Below are 19331 nucleotides of genomic sequence, written 5' to 3' on the forward strand. Positions count from 1 at the left end.
CGGACTCCACGCGGAGTCCGGGCCCTCGCCGTACGCGCCGGGAACGTCAGCCGTTCGCGAGCGCCCGGACCCGGTCCAGGGCTCCGTTGAACTTGTTGTGGTCCCCGACCGTCGGCCCGGACGAGGTGTACTGCCACATCGTGTAGTACGGCCAGCCCGCCGGCAGCGTCCCCACCGTCGAGGCGTACCGGGCGATCCACAGCGGGTTGTTCGCGGCGAAGCCGCCGTAGTTGCCGGTGCACTGGGTCCACCAGCTGGTGGCCGTGTAGATCACGGCGTCGCGGCCGGTGCGGGCCTTGTAGGTGTTCAGGAAGTCGCGGATCCAGGAGACCATCTGGCTCTGCGTCTTGCCGTAGCAGGTGGCCCCGTACGGGTTCCACTCGATGTCCAGCGCGCCCGGCAGCGTCTTGCCGTCGCGGGACCAGCCGCCGCCGTGGTCGACGAAGTAGTTGGCCTGGGCGGCGCCGCTCGTCGTGTCCGGCGTGGCGAAGTGGTACGCCCCGCGGATCATGCCGACGTTGTACGAGCCGTTGTACTGCTGGGCGAAGTACGGGTTGGTGTAGTACGTCCCCTCGGTGGCCTTGACGTAGGCCCACTTGACCCCGCTGTTCCACAGGGTCGACCAGGCGACGTTGCCCTGGTGGCTGGAGACGTCCACGCCCTCCGTCTGGACGGCGCGGCCGGGGACGGGCGTGCCGTGCTGTCCGTCGTGCTCCACGACGCCCATGCCCATGTGGGCGGACCCGCGCGGCGGGGTGTCGGCGGCCGACGAGGAGTGGGCGGGGACGGCGAACAGCAGGGAGAACGCGGCGAGCAGAGTCCCGGTGACGGCGAAGCGCCGCCCGCGGGCCGATCCCGATCTGTGCACGAGCATGACGTGCCTCCGATGGCTCGGTGGTGCTCGGTGGGGGATGCGCGGGTGGGGAGAGACCGTGCGGGGCGTACGCGCCGAGGTGGCGTGCGCATGCCATCCGCTTGTCCCGGAGGGAACGCTACGCACGTAGAACGCCGGGTGGAAGAGGGACCGGGAGCCGCCGTTGGTCTAAGCCTGCGAAATACTTGCCGAGCTGCGGCGATGGCGCCTTGTGGCGGAAACTTTCAGGACCGGGAAAATCGAGGCAGGGGCTGACGTGCACGAGGACGGGAACGGCGACGGTCGCGGAGTCGAATCCGCGGTGTCCGGCAGTGGTGTGAACCAACCGGAGTTCCTGGCGCTGGAGCGGGAGTTGACCGTCCTGCTGCGACGGGCCCGGGCCAACCAGGGCGAGATGGCCCGCGAGGTCCACCCGGACCTGGAGTCGTCCGCGTACGGCCTCCTCGTGCGGCTCGGCGAGTGCGGGGGGCAGCGGGCCACGGAACTCGCCGCCTACATCGGCGTCGGCAAGGCGACCATGTCCCGCCAGCTGCGGGCCCTGGAGGAACTCGGCCTCGTCGCCCGCGAACCCGACCCCGCGGACGGCCGCGCCTGGCTGGTCACCCTCACTCCGGAGGGCCAGGCCCGCGTCGGCCGGGTGCGCGAGGCGCGCCGCGCCCGGTACGCCCGGCGGCTCGCCGGCTGGGACCCGCGCGAGGTGACCGAACTGGCCCGGCTGCTGCGCGAACTGAACCGGGGCATGGAGCGGTAGCGCCGCCGGGCACCGCCGACCGGGAGCAAACGGCGCCGCCTGCCGGCACGTTCACAGCTCCGCGTACACCACCGTCGCGTCGTCGTGCGTCTTGCTGCGGCCCAGGAACGACCGGGTGCCCGCCGCGTCGGCGCGCTCCAGCTCCCGCACCCGGTCCACCAGTGCCCGCGCGCCCTGCTTGCGCACCAGCGCCAGGCAGTCCGCCCAGTCGCCCTCCCGGAACTTCTCCACCCACCGCCCGGCCCCGTCCGTCAGCGCCGCCAGCGTCCGCACCTCGCCCCGCGGCAGCACCCCCGTCACCGCCCGCGCCGCCACCGACGGGTCGGCCGCGGCCGTGAAGAAGCCGCCCTCCTTGTTGCGGTAGTGGGCGTCCACCAGCGCGTCCGTGGCGAGGGCCGAGCGGGGCAGCCGGGCCAGCCGGTCGTCCAGGACGGCCGTGACCGCACCGTCGGGCGCCTCCACCAGCAGGGCGGAGTCGGACAGGACCAGGTACTCGACCGACGCGGGGGACCAGCGGGCGACGACCGCGGTTGCCTGCGGCGTGCGGGGGTGAGAAAGTTCACAGGTTTCCGCGTGTGCCGCCGAGGTACGCGCGATGGCGCGGGCCAAGGCGTCGTCGAGGGGAACATCCGGCATTGAAACGGTCAGTTCGGTCAGCGCACCACCGAGGCGCGCGGTGAACCAGGGCACGGAATGCAGACACCCCGTCTCGCCTCGCGGCGGTGTCACGCCGTCCAGCACGACGAGCGAACCGCCCTGTCCCGAGGCCGGTAGTCCGACGCTCGCGAAGTCCTCGTTGGGGTGGTCGGCGAGTCCGGGTTCCGAGACGAGTTCCGTACGCATCCGGCCAGTCTGCACGACCCCTTCACAGGCTCCGCAAAAGCCCGGCACCCTCCCCGGCTTCTCCCGGAATCGGCGCGGTGGCGCAGGTGAGGCGCCGCTTTTGGGGTGGAATTCGGCACTCCGGCAACGCGTGGCGGCACATAGTGCCACCGCCCGTCCCAGACGTCCAACCGGCGCGCCGCGCGGGCGAGTCGCACGAGCCAGGGGAACTTGCCCACCAACTCCCGTCCGGGGTTCACTCCTTCGGGTGGCGGGTCGGACGATGCGCGCCCACCACCCACCGGCACTGGGAGGGTCGGGGACCGGTGGCGGGCCTGCCCTGCTCACGCGGTGCCCCCCTCCGACGCGCAGCCGGCGGCCGGGGAGCTGCCCGGAGCGTGGTGGAGGGTGCACGCGCCGGCCGGCCAGTTGACGGAGCGCCACCCGCGCCCACGGGTACACGAGTCAGGAATGCGAGCACCGGTGCAGAAGACGCGGCCTCGTCGCACAGACAAGCAGACGGCCCCCGCGGGGAGCGCGGAGCGTACCCCCGGCACCTCCACCCCGGCGCCGCCGGCGGCCCCCGTCGGCAAGGGCCGCCCCACCCACGTACGCAACCGGCTCATCGTCGCCGTGGCGGTCGTGGCCGCCGCCGTCGCCGGAGCCGGAGCACCGTCGGTCGTGGCCGCCTCCGGGCAGCTGCACGACTCCCAGGAACTGGTCACGCTCGCCGAGCGGACCCAGGGCGCGCTGACCCTCGCCCACTCCCTCGCCGACGAACGCGACGAGGTGACCCCCTACATCGCCGCGGGCCGCCCCAAGTCCAAGGCGCCCTCCGAGCAGCGCGGCGCCCGCGTCGACCGGCAGGTCGAGGAGCTGCGCGCCGACACCGACACGCCCGCCTCCCTGCGCGAGGACCTGGACGCCATCGCCGCCCTGCGCCGGGCCGCCCTCACCGGCAAGAGCACCGCCCTCGAAGCGCACGAGGCGTACTCGGAGGCGATCACCGAACTCCACGCGCTGGCCGAGGAACTGGCCGAGCAGATGCCGCCCCGCGCCGGGGCCGGAGCGTATGCCCTCGCCGAGCTGGACACCGCCGTCCAGCAGGCCTCCGCCACCCGCGGACTGCTGCTCGCCGCCCTGAACGTGCCGAGCACCACCGAGACCGTCATCGACCCGATCACGGGCCTGCCGACGGAGACGTCCACCTCCTCGGACGCCGACGCCGAGCAGCGCGACGCGCTCGCCGCCGCCGCCCAGCAGGCCCGGGTGCGCTCCGACGCCGCCCTCGCCGACTTCCGCGAGGGCGCGCCCAAGGAGGCGCGGGACCGCTTCGACGCCACCGTCGCCGGGCCCGAGGTCAACTCCGCCGACAAGTACCTCGCCGCCCTCACCGACGAGCCGACGCTCTCCGACGACGACCTGGAGACCAGCACCAAGCGGCTCGACGCCGCGCTCTCCGCCCGCGTCGACGCGATGCGCGGCGCCGAGTCCGCCCTCTACGAGAAGCGCGTCACGGACCTGGAGAAGCTGCGCGACGACGACGTCACCGCGCTGGAGATCCGGATCGCCGCCCTCGCCGCCCTGCTCCTGGTCGCCGTGGGCATCGCCACCGCCATGGCCCGCACCCTCACCCGCCCGCTGTCGGTGCTGCGCCGCGGCTCGGCCCGGCTGGCGGGCGCCGAGGACCCGACGGCCGAGGAGGCCGTGGCCTTCACCGGGCGCAACGACGAGTTCGCCCAGGTCGTCCGCTCCGTCAACGCCCTGCACGCGCACGCCGTCACGCTCGCCGAGCGCGTCAACACCCTGGAGTCGGACCGCAAGCACCTCGTCGGCCAGCGGCAGAAGATGGCCGACGCCCGTGAGGAACTGCGTGCCGAACTCGACCGCTCCGCCGCCCAGCTGGACGTGGTCCGCAAGAGCATCGGCTCCACCTTCGTGAACCTGGCGCTGCGCACCCTCGGCCTGGTCGAGCGGCAACTCGCGGTCATCGAAAGCCTGGAGGAGCGCGAGCAGGACCCGGACCGCCTGGCCACCCTGTTCAAGCTCGACCACTTCGCCACCGTCATGCGCCGGCACAGCGAGAACCTCCTGGTCCTCGCCGGCACCGAGCACGTCCAGCACAGCGCCTCGCCGGTACCGCTGGTCGACGTGGTCCGGGCCGCGGTCAGCGAGATCGAGCGGTACGAGCGGGTCCGCATCGCCGCGCTGCCGCCGCACGCGCACGTTGCCGGTTTCGCCGCCGACGACCTCTCCCACCTGCTGGCCGAGCTGCTGGAGAACGCCACCTCCTTCTCGCCGCCGGACCTGCCCGTGGAGGTCTCCGGCTGGCTGCTGGAGAACGGCGAGGTGATGCTCTCCGTCCAGGACGAGGGCATCGGCATGGCCACCGAACGCCTGCAGCGCCTCAACGCCCGCCTCACCGACTTCGACCCGGACGCGCCCTACGACCAGGAGGGCGACGACGGTCTCGGGCTCGGCCTGTACGTGGTGGCCCGGCTCGCCCACCGGCACGGGGCACGGGTGCGGCTGCGGGAGCAGAAGCAGGGCGGTGTCGCGGCCGTCGTGGTGCTCCCGGGTCCGCTGCTCGCGGCGGCCCCGCCGGCGGCGCCGGCACCGAGCGTGCCGATGACCGACACGGGGTCCTTCTCGCTGCCGGGCGCCGACGCGGAGGCCAACTCCAACGTCCTGCACGGCCGTGCGGAGAAGGGCACGCACAAGGACGCGGACCCGCTGGTCGCCTCGGCGGAGCAGGCCGTACGGCGTGCGGAGGCCGACGCGACGGACGCGTCCGAGGACGCCGGGGAGCCGCAGGGCACGGCGCCCGAGGGCACGGAGCCGCACGGCACGGACCCGGCGGCGGACCCGGAAACGCCCCCGGCCGCCACCGAACCGGAGACGGCCCCGGAACCGGAGACCGCGCCCGCCCCGGGCCACGATCTCCCCGACGACTCCACGATGGCCCTGCTGATCCCGGCCCAGACGGGACGGCAGGCCCGGACGCCGGAGCCCGAGCCGGAACCGGAGCCCATGCGCGCCCCGGAGCCCATGCGCGCCCCGGAACCGGAGCCCGCATCCGACCCGTACGCCATCGGCCCCGAGGCCCACGACCGCACGCCGGACGAGGGCACGCCGCGGACCGGCGAGGACGCCGACGGCGAACCGGACGAACCAGTCACCGACAAGGGCCTGCCCAAGCGGACCCCGAAACTCACCACCCCCGCCGCGGCACCGAAACCGCGCAACTCGGGTTCCGTGGACGCCGACGCACTCCGCCGTCGCCTGGGAGGCTTCCGCCGCGGTGCGGAGGCCGGCCGGCGCGACGTCGAGGCGGAGATCGCCGACCGGACGGAGCAGCACGAGGCGCCGTCCGCCGCGGCGGGGACAACCGAAGAAGCCACGGGGGGCACTGTCGAGGAGGCAAGCAGTTGACCGCGCCCAGTACCTTCGGACTGAGCAGTGAAGCCCGCAATCTCCACTGGCTGCTGACCAACCTCGTCGAGGAGGTCCCCGGCATCCAATCGGTCGCCGTGGTCTCCTCCGACGGCCTGCTGCTCCTCTCCTCCGACCAGGAGCGGAACGAGGCGGCCCGCGAGGCACAGGCCGTGCGCCGCACCGGACCGCGCGGCTCCGCCGCCGACCTCGCCACGGTCGTCTCCGGCGTCGGCAGCCTCACCGTCGGAGCCGCCCGGCTGATGGACTACGGCAACGTGAAGCACACGATGGTCGCCATGGACGAGGGCAGCCTCTTCGTGATGTCGATCAGCGACGGCTCGCTGCTGGGCGTACACGGCTCCGCGGACTGCGACATGAGCGTCGTCGCGTACCACATGGCGCTCTTCGTCGGCCGCGCCGGGCACGTGCTGACCCCCGAACTCCGCAGTGAGCTGCGGCAGTCCCTGGAGTCCGAGTCGACGGGGAGTCTCCGATGAGCGGCACCCCCAAGAACGGCCGGGGGAACCTCCCCGTGCGCGGCGCCGACCGCAAGCCCGCCCGCGTACGCCCCTACTCGCTCACCGGCGGCCGCACCCGCTTCGGCCACGTCCTGCTCGTGGAGACGTTCGTCGGCGCCACGGCCGGCACCGCCGCGCTGGAGGCCGCCGAGGAGCGCAGGGAACTGACGAACGGCAGCCTCACCTCCCGCGTGATGCCGGAGATGCGGGCCATCGTCGAACTGTGCCGCCGCATGCGTACGGTGGCCGAGATCGCCGCGCTGCTGAAGATGCCGCTCGGCGTGGTCCGCGTCCTCATCAGCGACCTGGCGGACCAGGGAAAGATCCGTGTGTACGGCACCGGAACCGGCCACGGAACGGGCCGTCCGGACCGCGCTCTGCTCGAAAGGGTGCTCAGTGGACTCCGTCGTCTCTGACGCCGCCGCCTCCGGCGTCTCCCCGCTCGTCGACCCGGACGAGCCCATGCAGCCCTGGCAGGCGGACCGCACCCGTGCGCCCATCGCCACGAAGATCGTGGTGGCCGGCGGATTCGGCGTCGGCAAGACCACCCTGGTCACCGCCGTCTCGGAGATCACGCCCCTGCAGACCGAGGCACTGATGACCGAGGCGAGCGAGGAGACCGACGACCTCACCGCCACGCCGGGCAAGCTGACCACCACCGTGGCCATGGACTTCGGCCGCATCACGCTCGACGACGACCTGGTGCTCTACCTGTTCGGCACGCCGGGCCAGCAGCGGTTCTGGTTCATGTGGGACGACCTGGTGCGCGGCGCGATCGGCGCCGTCGTCATGGCCGACACCCGCCGCCTCAAGGACTGCTTCCCGGCCCTGGACTACTTCGAGAGCTGCGGACTGCCGTACGTCGTGGCGGTGAACCACTTCGACGGCAGCGAGCTGTTCGAGGCGGAGGACGTGCGGGAGGCGTTGACGATCCCCGCGCACATACCTGTAATGATCATGGATGCGCGCCGCCGGATCTCGGCCATCGAGACCCTCTTGTCCCTCGTGGGCCACGCGCTCGACGAAACACCCGAGTAGACGACCCCGAGTAGGAGACGGAAACCGCATGCGGAAGATACTCGTCGTCGGAGCCGGCCAGTCCGGTCTCCAGCTCGCCCTCGGCCTGCAGTCGCACGGCTACGAGGTCACCCTGATGTCCAACCGGACCGCGGACGAGATCCGCACCGGCCGGGTCATGTCGACGCAGTGCATGTTCCACACGGCACTCCAGCACGAGCGCGACCTCCAGCTGAACTTCTGGGAGTCCCAGGCCCCGAAGATCGAAGGACTCGGCGTCTCGGTGGCGGCCCCCGGCTCCTTCGACCCGGGTCCCTCGCAGCGGGCGATCGACTGGCTGGGCCGCCTCGACGGTTTCGCCCAGTCGGTCGACCAGCGCGTGAAGATGGCCGGCTGGATGGAGACCTTCGCCCAGCGCGGCGGCCAGCTCGTCATCCACGGCGCCGCCGTCGGCGACCTGGACTACTTCTCCCGCGCCTACGACCTCGTCCTCGTCTCGGCGGGCAAGGGCGAACTGGTCCAGATGTTCGGCCGCGACGCCTCCCGCTCCCCGTACAGCGAGCCCCAGCGCGCCCTCGCCGTCGCCTACGTCCACGGGATGGGCCCGCGCCCCGAGCACCCGGAGACGGAGGCCGTCCGCTGCAACCTGGTCCCGGGCGTCGGCGAGATGTTCATCATGCCGACCTTCACCACCTCGGGCCGCGCCGACATCCTTTTCTGGGAGGGCATACCCGGCGGCCCGCTGGACGCCTTCAAGGACGTCAAGGACCCCTCGGAGCACCTCTCCCTGACCCTGGAACTCATGGAGAAGTTCCTCCCGTGGGAGTACGCGCGGGCCACCAAGGTCGAACTGACCGACGCCGGCGGCACCCTCGCCGGCCGCTACGCCCCGACCGTGCGCAACCCGATCGGCCGCCTGCCCGGCGGCGGCGCGGTCCTCGGCGTCGCCGACGTGGTCGTCGCCAACGACCCGATCACCGGCCAGGGCTCCAACTCCGCCTCGAAGTGCGCCGCCTCCTACCTCGCGTCGATCCTGGAGCACGGCGACAAGGAGTTCGACGAGGCCTGGATGCAGCAGACCTTCGACCGCTACTGGGAGACGGCCCAGCACGTCACCAAGTGGACGAACACCATGCTCGCCCCGCCGCCGGAACACGTCCTCAACCTGATCGGCGCCGCCGGCCAGCTCCAGCCCGTCGCCGACCGCTTCGCCAACGGCTTCAACGACCCGGCGGACTTCGAGAACTTCTTCTACGACCCGGCGAAGACCGAGGGTTACCTGATGGAGGTCTCGGGCGCCGCGGGCGCCTGAGCCTCCGCGTACCCCCGGTCCGACCCGTCCGTCGCCCCCGCGGGGAGCCTCGGCGGCGTGTACCGTCCGAGCGGCTCCCCGCCCGGGTCGGGCCGTACGGCGCCCAGCACGGGGTTGGCGGCGATCGGTGACACCTTGACCTCGGCGCCGGGACGCGGTGCCTGGACGACCATGCCGTCGCCGAGGTACATCGCCACGTGGGTGGCCTCGGGGAAGTACACGACCAGGTCACCGGGGCGCAGCTCGTCCAGCGGCACGCGCTCCAGCCGCGCCCACTGCTCCTGGCTGGTCCGGGGGATCGGCGTCCCGGCCCGCCGCCAGGCCACGGAGGTCAGCCCCGAGCAGTCGTAGGAGGCCGGGCCCTCCGCGCCCCACTGGTAGGGCTTGCCGAGCTGCTCCACCGCGAAGCGCACCGCCCTCTCGCCCCCGGCGGACGGCTTGTCGTCGTCGCCGAGCACGCCGGACGCCAGAAACCGCTCCTGCTCCTCGGCGATCCCGCTCTCCTCCAGCTCCGCCAGCGCGGCCAGCTCCTCGGGGGTGAGCGAGGCGAGCAGCTCCTCCACGGCGCGCAGCCGCTCGCGCACGTCGTCGCGCTGCTCCTCCTGGCTCTCGGCGAGCGCGACCTGCCGGTCCAGAGCCTGGCGGGAGCGCCGGGCCAGGTCCTCGGCCTTCTTCTCCGCGCCGGTCAGCCGGCCCACGGTCTCGACCCGCTTCCGGGCCAGCCGGCCGATCACATGGCCCTGGTCGAGCGCGTGCTGCGGGTCGCGGGCCAGCAGGAGGCGCAGGTATGGGGAGAGGTTGCTGCTGCTCTGGTACTGCTGCCGGGCCAGCCGCCCGGCCGCGCCACGGCTGTCGTGCAGGGACAGGCGGGTCCGCGCCAGCTCCGCGTCCAGCCGCCGCACCTCGGCGCGCTGCCTCTTCAGGCGCTCCTCGGTGCCGTTGTAGGTCTCGGTGGCCTTCTCCGCCTCCCGGTACAGCCGCTGAAGGTCCGTCAGCAACCCGGCTACGGTACGGTCGTCGGCCGTGCCGGGCGCGGGGTCGGCCGCGGCGGGTCCGGGCGCGAACACGATCCCGGCCGCCACGGCGGCCGTGCACACCAGACGCAGAAGCATTCCTGACACGCCATCACCTCCGGTGCGGGGCGGTGGGTCCGCTCCGCACGGTGAGCATGTGGCGGGCCGGCGGGCTCCGCGCGCCGGGTGTGCGCGGTTCGGCGCAACGGGGTCACCCGTCGGCGTCGTCCGGCTTGCCGCCCGGCGTGGCGTCTGGCTCGGCGGCTGCCGGGCGGTCCGGCTTCGACCAGGGCCACTTCCGGCCGGAGGCCTTCTTGCCATTGGGGTCGTGGACGTACTTCCAGCGCGCGAACCGCAGCCCGCCCCGCGCGTCCCGGGGCTCCCTCCGGTACACGAGCACGGTGGGCGGCCCGCCGTCCGGGTCGGGTACGGGGACGCGGTAGGTCTTCGGCGGGTGCCCGGTCATCCCGACCAGCACGGGCAGTACCCGCCCGTCCATCGGGCCGCCCTCGAAGGGGGTGTCTTCGCTCTTCACGGCACCAGTCTCGGTGATCCGCCGGCCGGTGTCAGAGGTCCGCCGCGAGCGCCTCGACCAGCGCCGCCGTCTGCGGGTCCCGGCGGGCGGTGACCGTCAGGACGGCGAGGAACTGCTCCACCAGCCAGTCCCGCATCTCGGCGAGGGACGGCTGCTTGTCCTCGTCCAGCCACATCAGCGAGGCCGCCTCCACCGCCGTGATCCACATCCGGACGGTCATGTGGAGCCGCGGGCCGGGTTCGGCGACGTCCAGGTGGCTCATGATGTGCTCGGCGGCGGCCCGGCGTACGCCGTCCACGATGGAGGAGGTCCGGGAGGTCTCGGCGACGCTGCCGCCGCGCAGCAGGGCGCTGAAACCGGTGTCGTGCTCGTCGACGAAGGTGAGGTAGCGGTCCAGGGCGCGGGAGAGCCGGGCCAGCAGCGGGCCCTCGCGGGGCTCGTCGAAGCACAGCCGCAGCTCGTCGGCGGCCGACCGCAGCGCGGCCTCGTACAGCTGCTGCTTGCCGCCCGGGAAGTACCGGTACACCAGCGGCCGTGAGACCCCGGCCTGCTCGGCCACGTCGTCCAGGGAGACCTCCTCCGGCGGCCGGTGCGCGAAGAGGGCGAGCGCGGCCTCCAGCAACTGGACGCGGCGCTCCTCGACACTGAGCCGGCGGTAGGCGGGGGTGGGGGCCTGCGGGGTCATGACCCGCAGCGTAACCCGCGGACCCCGGCGGCCACCCGTACCGGCGGAACGGACCGGGCGGACTACGCCAGCAGCCCCGACGACCGCCACATCCGCCGCCCGACCCCGCGCAGCACCCCGATGTCGTCCAGGAAGTCGGTCAGGCGCTTCGCGCCGGTCTGCATGATGTCCCGGCGGTGGCCGCTGGCCTTGACCTGCGCCATGGCCTCGCGCTTGTCCAGGCCGACGTTGGTGTACACCTCGGGGTTGACGAAGGCGACGGAGAAGACGCGGGCGAACTCGCCGGAGGTGAGCCGGGTGAACTCCCGCGACCACTTCGGCGCGGTCACCATCTGACGGCGCAGCTCCTCACGGGCGTAGCGCACGTGCCGGGCCTCCTCCACGACGTGGATGCGGGTGACGCCCCGGACCAGCGGCTGGATCCGCTCGTCGGGGAAGGTCAGCCGCTGCATCCAGTCCAGGACCTCCTCGCCCAGCAGGGTCGCGGTGAAGGAGCCCGGCGTGGTGGAGATCGTCTTGAAGAGGCGGCCCAGGTGCTGGTGGACGGGGCTCACCGGGTACCACGGCGTGTCGCCCCGGGATATCAGCCGGGCGAACATCTTCGAGTGCCGGCACTCGTCCTCGATCTCGGTGAGCGCGTAACGGACGTGGGCGCTCGTCGCCGCCTTGTCGTAGATGTGCCGGACCAGCAGCTGCATGAGGATCAGCTCGAACCAGATGCCGAGCGAGGCGAGCGCGGCGGCCTCGTGCTGGGAGAGCAGGACGCGCTGCTCCTCACCCATCCGCTTCCACAGCGGAGTGTCGTACAACGACACCAGCTCCGGCGGCCAGAACCACTTGCCCTCCTCGAAGGGCGCGTCCCAGTCCAGTTCCTTGTCCGGGTCGAAGGAGTGCCTGGCGGAGGATTCGAGCAGCCGCTCGGCCACCTGTTCCCGGTCCTTGAGCAGGCCCAGCGCGTCGCGCAGGCCGTCGAGCGCGTCGGCTTCCGTCAGGGTCCTCATGGTGTCCACCTCGTCGTGTTACCCGCGGTCACTCTGACTCACTCCGACTTATGAGACTGCGCGTCAGCAAGCGCGTCAATCCCTTGGGCGGGACTTGTTGACCGGGGGTAAAGGTGGCGCGGTCGTCAACCGTCCGGCGCGGCATCACTCGGTGGAGCGCTCGGCGGGGCGTTCGCCCTGGGTACGCTGACCACGTCAGTCGGACCCCGGCACATGGGAGCGATCATGAGCGCCGCACGCGACTACGGGCTGGACGACGATTACCAGTGGCCCCGTCCGCCGGAGGGCGGCTGGACGGCGGACGACCTCGACGAGCTTCCCAACCTGCCTCCGCACACGGAGCTGATCGACGGGAGTCTTGTCTTCGTGAGTCCGCAGACCAACTCCCACTCACGTGTCGTCCGGCTGTTGGACAACGCGCTGTTGGCGCAGGCGCCGGAGGAGCTGGATGTCATCCGGGAGATGACCGTCAAGCTCAACAAGCGCAACCGCCCGGAGCCCGACGTTCTCGTGTTCCGTGCGGATGCCGACACTGGTCCGAAGCAGACCTGGTACCTGCCGGAAGACGTGGTGGTCGCTGTCGAGGTCGTGTCGGAGGAATCGGAGGACCGGGACCGAGAGGTGAAGCCGCGGAAGTACGCGCAGGCGGGTATTCCTTACTACTGGCGCGTGGAAGAGAATGAAGGGCTTCCGGTTGTCTATGTGTACGAGATCGATCCGGCCACCCAGGCGTACTGTCTGACCGGCATCTTTCACAACCGCCTCAAACTCACCGTCCCCTTCCCCATCGACATCGACCTCACCGCGGTCGACCGCCGCCGCTAGACCGAGCACCCCAGCCCGGCGGGCACCTCACCCGCGACCGGCACCGACGCCCCCGCCGGGAACGACGTCCGCAAGGTGAACGCGTACGGCGTCGGCCCCTGCGCCCGCAGGTGGAGCAGCCGCTCCTCCGCCTCCGCGACCGTCGGCCGGTGTCCCGCCGGGACCCACCACAGGGCCGTCATCGCCTCGGAGACCCGTTCGAACCACTCCCGGCGCCGCGCCAACATCTCCCGGTGCCGCCCCTGGTACATGAAAGCCGTCAGCGCGTTCGCGTCCCGCCACACCGACATGTTGATGATCAGCCAGGAGTCCTCGAAGACCGCGATGCCGGTCGCGTCCCCCTCCTCGCTCTGCAGCCGCCACACGAACCCGTCCGCCGCGTCCGCGTCGGCGTTCACCGGGTCGAGCGAGTCGGCGAAGTCCTTCAACAGGGGGGTGCCGAGGGGGGGCCTTGAGGCGGGCGATGTTGACCTGGGCGAGTTCGTGCGCGACGGCTTCAGTCATGTACCGAACGTTAGGTCGGTGCGCCGGGGCGGCGGTACCCCCCGTCTCATCCATCGAGCACCGCCTTCATCACCTCCCGGGCGATCGGCGCCGCCAGCCCGCCCCCGCTGATGTCCTCCCGGTCCGCCGCCGAGCCCTCCACCACCACCGCGACCGCCACCTTCGGCTCCAGGTCCCGCTCGCCCTGCGCCCAGGAGACGAACCAGGCGTACGGCGTGCCCGAGTTGCCGACGCCGTGCTGGGCGGTGCCCGTCTTGCCGCCGACGACGGCACCGGGGATGGCCGCGTTCGCGCCGGTGCCGTTCTCCACCACGCCCCGCATCAGCTCCTTGAGCCGCGCCGCGGTGGACGGCCGCATCGCCTCCCGGGAAGGCCGTGAACCGGCCGTCGCGACCAGGCTGCCGCCCGCCCTCAGGGTCCGCTCCACCAGGTACGGCGAGCGCACCTGGCCGCCGCCCGCCACCGCCGCCGCCACCATCGCCATCTGCAGCGGGGTCGCCCGCGTGTTGTACTGCCCGATCGAGGAGAGCCCGAGCTGCGCCCGGTCCACCGAGGTGTCGAAGGTGGACCGCGAGACCGCGAACGGGATGCGCAGCCCGTCGTCGTTGAAGCCGAACGCCTTGGCAGTGGCCGCCATGTCGCGCACCCCGACGTCCACGCCGAGCTTGGCGAACACCGTGTTGCAGGACCACTCGAACGCCTCCCGCAGCGTGGCGTCCCGGCAGCCGTCGGTCTCGTTGGTCAGCCGGGTCCGGGTGCCGGGAAGGGTGTACGGATCGGGCGAGCGGGTCGGTGTGTCGAGGTCCCGTACGACGCCGGCGTCCAGGGCCGCGGCGGCGGTGACCACCTTGAACGTCGAACCCGGGGGATAGGTGCGGCGAACCGCCCGGTTGAGCATCGGCTGGTCCGGGTCGCCGTTCAGCCGGGCCCAGGTCCGGGTGGCGTCCGCGCTGTTGCCGGACAGCAGCTGGGGGTCGTAGGAGGGGGTGGAGGCCAGGGCCAGGACGCGGCCCGTGGACGGTTCGACCGCGGCCACCGCGCCCTTGCGTCCGCCGAGCCCTTCGAAGGCCGCCCGCTGTGCCGCCTCGTGGATCGTGGTCACGACGTCGCCGCCCGGGTTGTGCGCCCCCGTGACGTCGTTCCAGTAGGGGAGCGGCGCGAGCAGCGGGTCGGCGCCGGAGAGCAGGCCGTCCTCGGCGCGCTCCAGCAGGGTCGTCCCGTACGCCTGCGAGGCGAAACCGGTGATCGGCGCGTACAACGGACCGTCCGCGTAGGTCCGTTCGAAGCGCAGGTGCTCGCCGGTGTCCCGGGAGCCGGTGACCCGCTCGCCGCCCACCAGGATGTCGCCGCGCGGCTGCTGGTAGCGGGCGATGTCGGGGCGGCGGTTGGCCGGGTTGTCGTCGTACTCCGGGCCCTGGACGATCTGCACCCGGGCCGCGTTCACCAGCAGGGCGACCAGCAGCAGGGCGCAGAAGACGGCGGCGTGCCGGATGTGCCGGGTCACGGGCCCGCCTGGCGCCGTGCCGCGTGGCTCACCCGGATCAGCAGCGCCACGATCGCCCAGTTGGTGACGACCGACGAGCCGCCCTGTGCCAGGAAGGGCATCGCCATGCCGGTCAGCGGGATCAGCCCGGTCACCCCGCCCGCGATGACGAACACCTGGAGCGCCACGATCGAGGAGAGGCCGACCGCGAGCAGCCGGCCGAAGGGGTCCCGTGCGGCCAGCCCCGCCCGGTAGCCGCGCTCCACGAGCAGCGCGTACAGCAGGAAGATCGCGGTCAGGCCGAGGAAGCCCAGTTCCTCCCCGGCGGTCGCCAGGATGAAGTCCGACTTGACGGCGAAGCCGATGAGGATCGAGTGCCCGAGCCCGAGGCCGGTGCCGGTCACCCCGCCCGCCGCGAAGGCGAAGAGGGACTGGGCCAGCTGGCCCGGCCCGTCGCCCGCCTCGATGGACGCGAAGGGGTGCAGCCAGTCCTCCACCCTGCTGTGCACGTGCGGCTCCAGCCAGCCCACGGCGACCGCGCCCAGCGAGGCCAGCAGCAGGCCGACGGCGATCCAGCCGGTACGGCCGGTGGCGACGTAGAGGAGGACCACGAACAGGCCGAAGAAGAGCAGCGAGGTGCCGAGGTCGCGCTCCAGGACCAGGACGCCGACGCTGACCAGCCACACCGCGACGATCGGGCCGAGCACGCGTCCGGTCGGCAGTTGCAGCCGCCACACCCTGCGGCCCGCGTACGCCAGGGCGCTGCGGTTGGCGGCCAGGTAGGCGGCGAAGAAGACGGCGAGGAGCACCTTCGCGAACTCGCCGGGCTGGATGGAGAAGCCCTCGATCCGGATCCAGATCCGGGCACCGTTCACCGCCGGGAAGAAGATCGGGACGATGAGCAGGGCGAGCGCGGCGGCGACGCAGACGTAGGCGTAGCGCTGCAGGACGCGGTGGTCGCGCAGCAGCAGGACGACCACGATGAACAGCGCGACGCCCAGCGTCGACCACACCAGCTGGGTGGGGGCCGCCCGGTCGCCCGGCGTCTCCAGGTCGAGCCGGTAGATCAGCACCAGGCCGAGGCCGTTGAGCAGCACGCCGATGGGCAGCAGCAGCGGATCGGCGTACGGGGCGCGCAGTCGTACCGCCAGATGGGCGAGGAGGGCGAGCACGCCGAGCCCGGCGCCGTAACCGGCGGCGCCGGGCGGGAGGGTGCCGTGCTGGGCGAGACCGACGTTGCAGTAGCCGAACACCGACAGCAGCACGGCCACCAGGATCAGCGCGAGTTCGATGCCGCGGCGCCGGGGGAGCCGGGCGACGGGAGCGGGCGTGTCCGCCTGGGCCACGGTGATTCCGGTTCCGGTTCCGGCCTTCGTCATGTCCGGAACTTACCCAAATGGTGTGGTGTGGCGGTCGTTCGCATCAGCACCAGCGCGGCGCGGGACCGATGTTGTCGATGTAGCGGGCCGCGCCCCACGCCCAGGTGCCGTCCGTGAGGAGGTACCAGAGGGGGTTGCCGTGCACCTTGTCGCCGGGGGTCTTGCAGTAGATGTGCACGGTCTCGCCCCGGTGGGCGTACCGGATGACCTCCCCGCCGCGGGTCGGCGAGGTGCGCAGGGCGAGCCTGTCGGCGGTGACCACGCCCCGGTACCGGCCCTGTTCGTGCCGGCCGTCACCGCCGTTTCCACCGGTGGGGCCGGCGGAGGAGCTGCCGGAACCGGAGTCGCCGCCCCATTCGTCGTTCGCGACGGCGGGCGTGACGGCGACGGCGGTGGCGAGCGCCCCGGCGGCGACCGCGGTGGCCAGGCCGCGGAAGAGGGACGAGCGCGGGGACGGTGCGTTCAGCAGGGACATGGGAGTACCTCCCGGGCAGCGGACGGGGCGTGACTGATCGCCACATTAGGAGCGACGGGTACGGTCCGCCCGTCGCACTGCGCCATCGGGGCACGGTCCCGTCCGTACGGGGCGCGTCAGGGCTTTCGGGGCAGGGTCAGTGTCGCCAGCGCCCCGCCGTCCGGAGGGTTCGCGAACTCCAGCCGGGCGCCCAGCACCTCCGCCTGCCCGAGGGCGATGGTCAGCCCGAGACCGTGCCCCTTGGTCCCGCTCTCCGTGCGGAACCGCTGCGGCCCGTGGACGAGGAGGTACTCCGGATAGCCGTCCCCGTGGTCCCGTACGGTGATCACCGGGCCGTCCACGGTCAGCACCACCGGCGCCCGCCCGTGCCGGTGCGCGTTCGCGACCAGGTTGCCCAGCACCCGCTCCAGCCGCCGCCGGTCGGTCTCCACCCGCGCGTCCCGTACGACCTCCACCCGCGTGCCGGTGCCGGAGCCCCGCACGACCCGCGCGGCCAGGTCGCCCAGCGCCTCCGGCTCCGTCTCCAGCCGCTCCCGCCCGCTCTCCAGCCGGGAGATCTCCAGCAGGTCCTCGGTGAGCGTGCGCAGGGCGGCCACCCGGTCCCGCACCAGCTCGGTCGGGCGGCCCGGCGGCAGCAGCTCGGCCGCCGCGTGCAGGCCGGTGAGCGGGGTGCGCAGCTCGTGCGCCACGTCCGCGGTGAACCGCTGCTCGGCGAGCAGCTTGCCCTGCAAGGACGCCGCCATGGAGTCCAGCGCGGCGGCGACCGAGGCCACCTCGTCCTGGGGGCGGGTCGGGTCCGACGCGCGGGGATCGCCGACCCGCGCGTCGAGGTCGCCCGCGCTGATCCGCCGGGCCACCCGCGCCGTCGCGTGCAGCCGTCTGGTCACCCGCGTCACGGCGAACGCGCCGACCAGCAGCGTCGCCCCGATCGCCAGCGCCGACGACCACACGATCGCGCCGTCCAGACCGTCGATGGTGCGCTCGCCCTGAGTGTGGTCGACCCGCACCGCCAGCGCCCGGCCGCCGGTGACCGGCCCCGCCGCCCACATCGTGGGGCGCCCGTCGTACTCGGCGACCATCGTGCCGCGCCGGCCCGACACCGCCAGCTCCCGCAGCGACCCGGGCAGCCCCGGCGGATCGACGCCGGCGCTCCGCCGCAGGGGGTCCCCGGCCTCGTACGCCTCGGTGGCCTCCCGCAGCCGGCTCAGGGCCGTGTCCCGGGCCTGCCCCACGGTCTGGTTGGTCACCGAGACGTGCACCAGGACGCCGAGCAGCGCGGCGAGCGCGCAGCACATCACGGTGATGAAGACGGCCGCCTTCACCGCGAGCGGTCCGGTCCACCGGGGGAGCGCGAGCCTCACCGGGCGCTCGCCGACGGGGACGCGGACGCCGACGGTCGCTGTGTACGCTTGCCGCCCTGGTCCGTGGGCAGCATCTCGTCGCTGGTCAGCAGCATGGCCCGCTGGTCGGGGTCCCACGTCCACTGGAGCCGGTACTCGTAGCCCGCGACCTCGGAGGGGGAACGGACGATCACCTTCCGTCCGGCCAGCGCCACCGCGCTCACCGCGTCCTCGTAGGACATGATCCGCACCAGCCGGTCCCCGTCGACGGTGTAGACGCGCACCGCGGTCAGCTTCTCGGGCAGCAGCCGGAAACCCAGGGCCATCTCGGGGCGCCCGTCGCCGGTCAGGTCGCGGTAGTACGGCCGCAGCACCGGACACCGGCCGCCCCCGGCGCCCTCGCCGCAGTCCGCCATCCGGTCGGCCGTCTCGCGGTACGGCGCCCCGGCGCCCTGGTACTCGCCGGGGTGCGCGGCGATCTCGGCCCGCACGACGGCCACCGGGTCCGCCCGGCGGACGTCGCCGCCGGGGACCGCGACGCCCTCGACCGCCTCGTGGTCGACCTCGCCGATGTCGTAGGCGGGACTCGACGCCGGCGTCAGGTCGGGCCACAGCCGGGCCGGGCTCTGCGCGGCCGGTGTCGCGCCCGCGCCGCGCAGCCCGCCCGAGTCGCCGCACGCGGCCAGCGCCCCGGTCGCCGTCACCGTCGCGAGCAGCGCGAGGGCGGCTGGGACGCGGACGGGACGCCCGCGGCGGCTCGGGACCACTGCACTCCTGGCGTTCGGTGATCATTCGTAGATCGTTCGTACGGGAGTCCATTCTGCGCGCGGCCCCGCGAGGCGGGCTACTCGGCCAGCTCCTCCAGCAGCCGCACGGTGTCCAGGCCGGCCCGCAGGTACTCGACGAACAGCTCGTTGTGCAGCGCCCACGGCGAGCGGCGGGCCCGGATCAGCCGTACCGCCTCGTCCGCGTCGGCGCCCCGCCGCATCAGCGTGTGCGCGACGACGAGACCGGAGCGGTTGTACCCGTGGAAGCAGCGGACGAGGACCGTGCGGCCGGCGTCCAGGGCCTCGCCCGCGGCCCGGGCCAGCCGGATCACCCCCGCCAGCTGGGTGCCGTCGAGGGGGCCGTCGGGGATCGGCCACACATGGTGCTCGACACCGGGATCCGGCCCGTGTCCGGGCAGCCGCAGCAGGGTCTGCACGAGATCGAACTCGTCCCGCACGACGACGGGCTCCACCCGCCCGGCCTGCCGCCGGCACTCGTGCCCGCCCATCCACAGCCCCGGCACGATCTCCGTCCACGGCCGGCCCGGAGCCGGTACGTCGGGTCCTTGCCCACGGGTACGCACGGCGCCTCCCC

The 19331-nt window shown here is 73.0% G+C and carries 19 protein-coding genes and 1 pseudogene; 7 read left to right on the forward strand and 13 right to left on the reverse strand.

Translation table 11 applies throughout. From position 1 onward, the window contains the following. Positions 1-46: 46 nt before the first annotated feature. Positions 47-874, reverse strand: a complete 828-nt coding sequence (locus ACFW47_RS30965; RefSeq protein ID WP_386286812.1) for a lysozyme — start codon at positions 872-874, stop codon at positions 47-49. Positions 875-1130: 256 nt separating this feature from the next. Between ACFW47_RS30965 and ACFW47_RS30970 the strand changes: the two genes are divergently transcribed. Continuing rightward, positions 1131-1625: a MarR family winged helix-turn-helix transcriptional regulator gene (locus tag ACFW47_RS30970; RefSeq protein WP_386286814.1), complete on the forward strand. Its 495-nt coding sequence runs from the start codon at positions 1131-1133 to the stop codon at positions 1623-1625. Between the two features lie 51 nt (positions 1626-1676). On the opposite strand, the gene ACFW47_RS30975 is transcribed toward ACFW47_RS30970, so the two are convergent. After that, complete coding sequence (locus ACFW47_RS30975; RefSeq protein ID WP_386307761.1) at positions 1677-2468, reverse strand: protein phosphatase 2C domain-containing protein; 792 nt, start codon at positions 2466-2468, stop codon at positions 1677-1679. 450 nt (positions 2469-2918) lie between these two features. On the opposite strand from ACFW47_RS30975, the gene ACFW47_RS30980 reads away from it, so the two are divergent. From ACFW47_RS30980 to ACFW47_RS31000, 5 genes are read left to right on the forward strand one after another with little or no spacing between them, the layout of a single operon-like run. Further along, the gene (locus ACFW47_RS30980) at positions 2919-5879 is read left to right on the forward strand and encodes a nitrate- and nitrite sensing domain-containing protein (RefSeq protein ID WP_386307763.1); all 2961 of its coding nucleotides are present in this window, start codon (positions 2919-2921) and stop codon (positions 5877-5879) included. Continuing rightward, a complete protein-coding gene (locus ACFW47_RS30985; protein WP_386286819.1) occupies positions 5876-6379 on the forward strand; it encodes a roadblock/LC7 domain-containing protein in 504 nt (167 codons plus the stop codon). The genes ACFW47_RS30980 and ACFW47_RS30985 overlap by 4 nt, the downstream gene beginning before the upstream one ends. Next, positions 6376-6816, forward strand: coding sequence for a DUF742 domain-containing protein (locus ACFW47_RS30990; protein WP_386286821.1), 441 nt, complete (start codon positions 6376-6378; stop codon positions 6814-6816). Before ACFW47_RS30985 ends, ACFW47_RS30990 begins: the two co-directional genes overlap by 4 nt. Then, entirely contained in the window at positions 6797-7438 is a 642-nt protein-coding gene (locus ACFW47_RS30995; protein ID WP_386286823.1) for an ATP/GTP-binding protein, read from the forward strand. The genes ACFW47_RS30990 and ACFW47_RS30995 overlap by 20 nt, the downstream gene beginning before the upstream one ends. A gap of 28 nt (positions 7439-7466) precedes the next feature. Next, the gene (locus ACFW47_RS31000) at positions 7467-8729 is read left to right on the forward strand and encodes a styrene monooxygenase/indole monooxygenase family protein (protein WP_386286825.1); all 1263 of its coding nucleotides are present in this window, start codon (positions 7467-7469) and stop codon (positions 8727-8729) included. On the opposite strand, the gene ACFW47_RS31005 is transcribed toward ACFW47_RS31000, so the two are convergent. The 4 genes from ACFW47_RS31005 to ACFW47_RS31020 all read right to left on the reverse strand — a co-directional run bounded on the left by ACFW47_RS31005 (position 8693) and on the right by ACFW47_RS31020 (position 11963). Further along, the gene (locus ACFW47_RS31005) at positions 8693-9850 is read right to left on the reverse strand and encodes an NlpC/P60 family protein (RefSeq protein ID WP_386307765.1); all 1158 of its coding nucleotides are present in this window, start codon (positions 9848-9850) and stop codon (positions 8693-8695) included. The genes ACFW47_RS31000 and ACFW47_RS31005 overlap by 37 nt on opposite strands. A gap of 103 nt (positions 9851-9953) precedes the next feature. Continuing rightward, positions 9954-10277: a hypothetical protein gene (locus ACFW47_RS31010; RefSeq protein WP_386286829.1), complete on the reverse strand. Its 324-nt coding sequence runs from the start codon at positions 10275-10277 to the stop codon at positions 9954-9956. 31 nt (positions 10278-10308) lie between these two features. After that, positions 10309-10962: a TetR/AcrR family transcriptional regulator gene (locus ACFW47_RS31015; protein ID WP_386286831.1), complete on the reverse strand. Its 654-nt coding sequence runs from the start codon at positions 10960-10962 to the stop codon at positions 10309-10311. 62 nt (positions 10963-11024) lie between these two features. Further along, positions 11025-11963 (reverse strand): diiron oxygenase, encoded by a 939-nt coding sequence (locus tag ACFW47_RS31020; RefSeq protein ID WP_386286833.1) that lies wholly within the window; start codon positions 11961-11963, stop codon positions 11025-11027. A 225-nt stretch (positions 11964-12188) separates the two neighbouring features. Here ACFW47_RS31020 and ACFW47_RS31025 point away from each other — a divergent pair, with 225 nt between their 5' ends. After that, positions 12189-12788, forward strand: a complete 600-nt coding sequence (locus tag ACFW47_RS31025) for a Uma2 family endonuclease (protein WP_386307767.1) — start codon at positions 12189-12191, stop codon at positions 12786-12788. On the opposite strand, the pseudogene ACFW47_RS31030 reads toward ACFW47_RS31025, so the two are convergent. The 7 genes and pseudogenes from ACFW47_RS31030 to ACFW47_RS31060 all read right to left on the reverse strand — a co-directional run bounded on the left by ACFW47_RS31030 (position 12785) and on the right by ACFW47_RS31060 (position 19320). Continuing rightward, positions 12785-13292, reverse strand: a pseudogene (locus tag ACFW47_RS31030) (DUF3291 domain-containing protein). The gene ACFW47_RS31025 and the pseudogene ACFW47_RS31030 sit on opposite strands and share 4 nt — an antisense overlap. A gap of 46 nt (positions 13293-13338) precedes the next feature. After that, complete coding sequence (locus ACFW47_RS31035) at positions 13339-14796, reverse strand: penicillin-binding transpeptidase domain-containing protein (protein WP_386286839.1); 1458 nt, start codon at positions 14794-14796, stop codon at positions 13339-13341. After that, positions 14793-16154 (reverse strand): FtsW/RodA/SpoVE family cell cycle protein, encoded by a 1362-nt coding sequence (locus ACFW47_RS31040; protein WP_386307769.1) that lies wholly within the window; start codon positions 16152-16154, stop codon positions 14793-14795. The genes ACFW47_RS31035 and ACFW47_RS31040 overlap by 4 nt, the downstream gene beginning before the upstream one ends. Positions 16155-16197: 43 nt before the next feature. Then, complete coding sequence (locus tag ACFW47_RS31045) at positions 16198-16629, reverse strand: SH3 domain-containing protein (RefSeq protein WP_386307771.1); 432 nt, start codon at positions 16627-16629, stop codon at positions 16198-16200. A gap of 116 nt (positions 16630-16745) precedes the next feature. After that, on the reverse strand, positions 16746-17990 hold the full coding sequence (locus ACFW47_RS31050; RefSeq protein WP_386286845.1) for an ATP-binding protein: 1245 nt from the start codon (positions 17988-17990) through the stop codon (positions 16746-16748). Further along, positions 17987-18736: a hypothetical protein gene (locus ACFW47_RS31055; protein ID WP_386286847.1), complete on the reverse strand. Its 750-nt coding sequence runs from the start codon at positions 18734-18736 to the stop codon at positions 17987-17989. The genes ACFW47_RS31050 and ACFW47_RS31055 overlap by 4 nt, the downstream gene beginning before the upstream one ends. A 77-nt stretch (positions 18737-18813) precedes the next feature. Continuing rightward, positions 18814-19320, reverse strand: a complete 507-nt coding sequence (locus ACFW47_RS31060) for a dual specificity protein phosphatase family protein (RefSeq protein ID WP_386286849.1) — start codon at positions 19318-19320, stop codon at positions 18814-18816. Between the last annotated feature and the right edge of the window lie 11 nt (positions 19321-19331).

The organism is Streptomyces sp. NPDC058796 (genome assembly GCF_042745235.1).
GTDB lineage: Bacteria > Actinomycetota > Actinomycetes > Streptomycetales > Streptomycetaceae > Streptomyces.

Bases quoted from the DNA above. Each gene is read 5' to 3' on its own strand.
- ACFW47_RS31040 (WP_386307769.1), bottom strand. From the start codon at position 16,154: ATGACGAAGGCCGGAACCGGAACCGGAATCACCGTGGCCCAGGCGGAC.
- ACFW47_RS31015 (WP_386286831.1), bottom strand. From the start codon at position 10,962: ATGACCCCGCAGGCCCCCACCCCCGCCTACCGCCGGCTCAGTGTCGAG.
- ACFW47_RS30980 (WP_386307763.1), top strand. From the start codon at position 2,919: ATGCGAGCACCGGTGCAGAAGACGCGGCCTCGTCGCACAGACAAGCAG.
- ACFW47_RS31020 (WP_386286833.1), bottom strand. From the start codon at position 11,963: ATGAGGACCCTGACGGAAGCCGACGCGCTCGACGGCCTGCGCGACGCG.
- ACFW47_RS30965 (WP_386286812.1), bottom strand. From the start codon at position 874: ATGCTCGTGCACAGATCGGGATCGGCCCGCGGGCGGCGCTTCGCCGTC.
- ACFW47_RS31045 (WP_386307771.1), bottom strand. From the start codon at position 16,629: ATGTCCCTGCTGAACGCACCGTCCCCGCGCTCGTCCCTCTTCCGCGGC.
- ACFW47_RS30990 (WP_386286821.1), top strand. From the start codon at position 6,376: ATGAGCGGCACCCCCAAGAACGGCCGGGGGAACCTCCCCGTGCGCGGC.
- ACFW47_RS31025 (WP_386307767.1), top strand. From the start codon at position 12,189: ATGAGCGCCGCACGCGACTACGGGCTGGACGACGATTACCAGTGGCCC.
- ACFW47_RS30975 (WP_386307761.1), bottom strand. From the start codon at position 2,468: ATGCGTACGGAACTCGTCTCGGAACCCGGACTCGCCGACCACCCCAAC.
- ACFW47_RS31000 (WP_386286825.1), top strand. From the start codon at position 7,467: ATGCGGAAGATACTCGTCGTCGGAGCCGGCCAGTCCGGTCTCCAGCTC.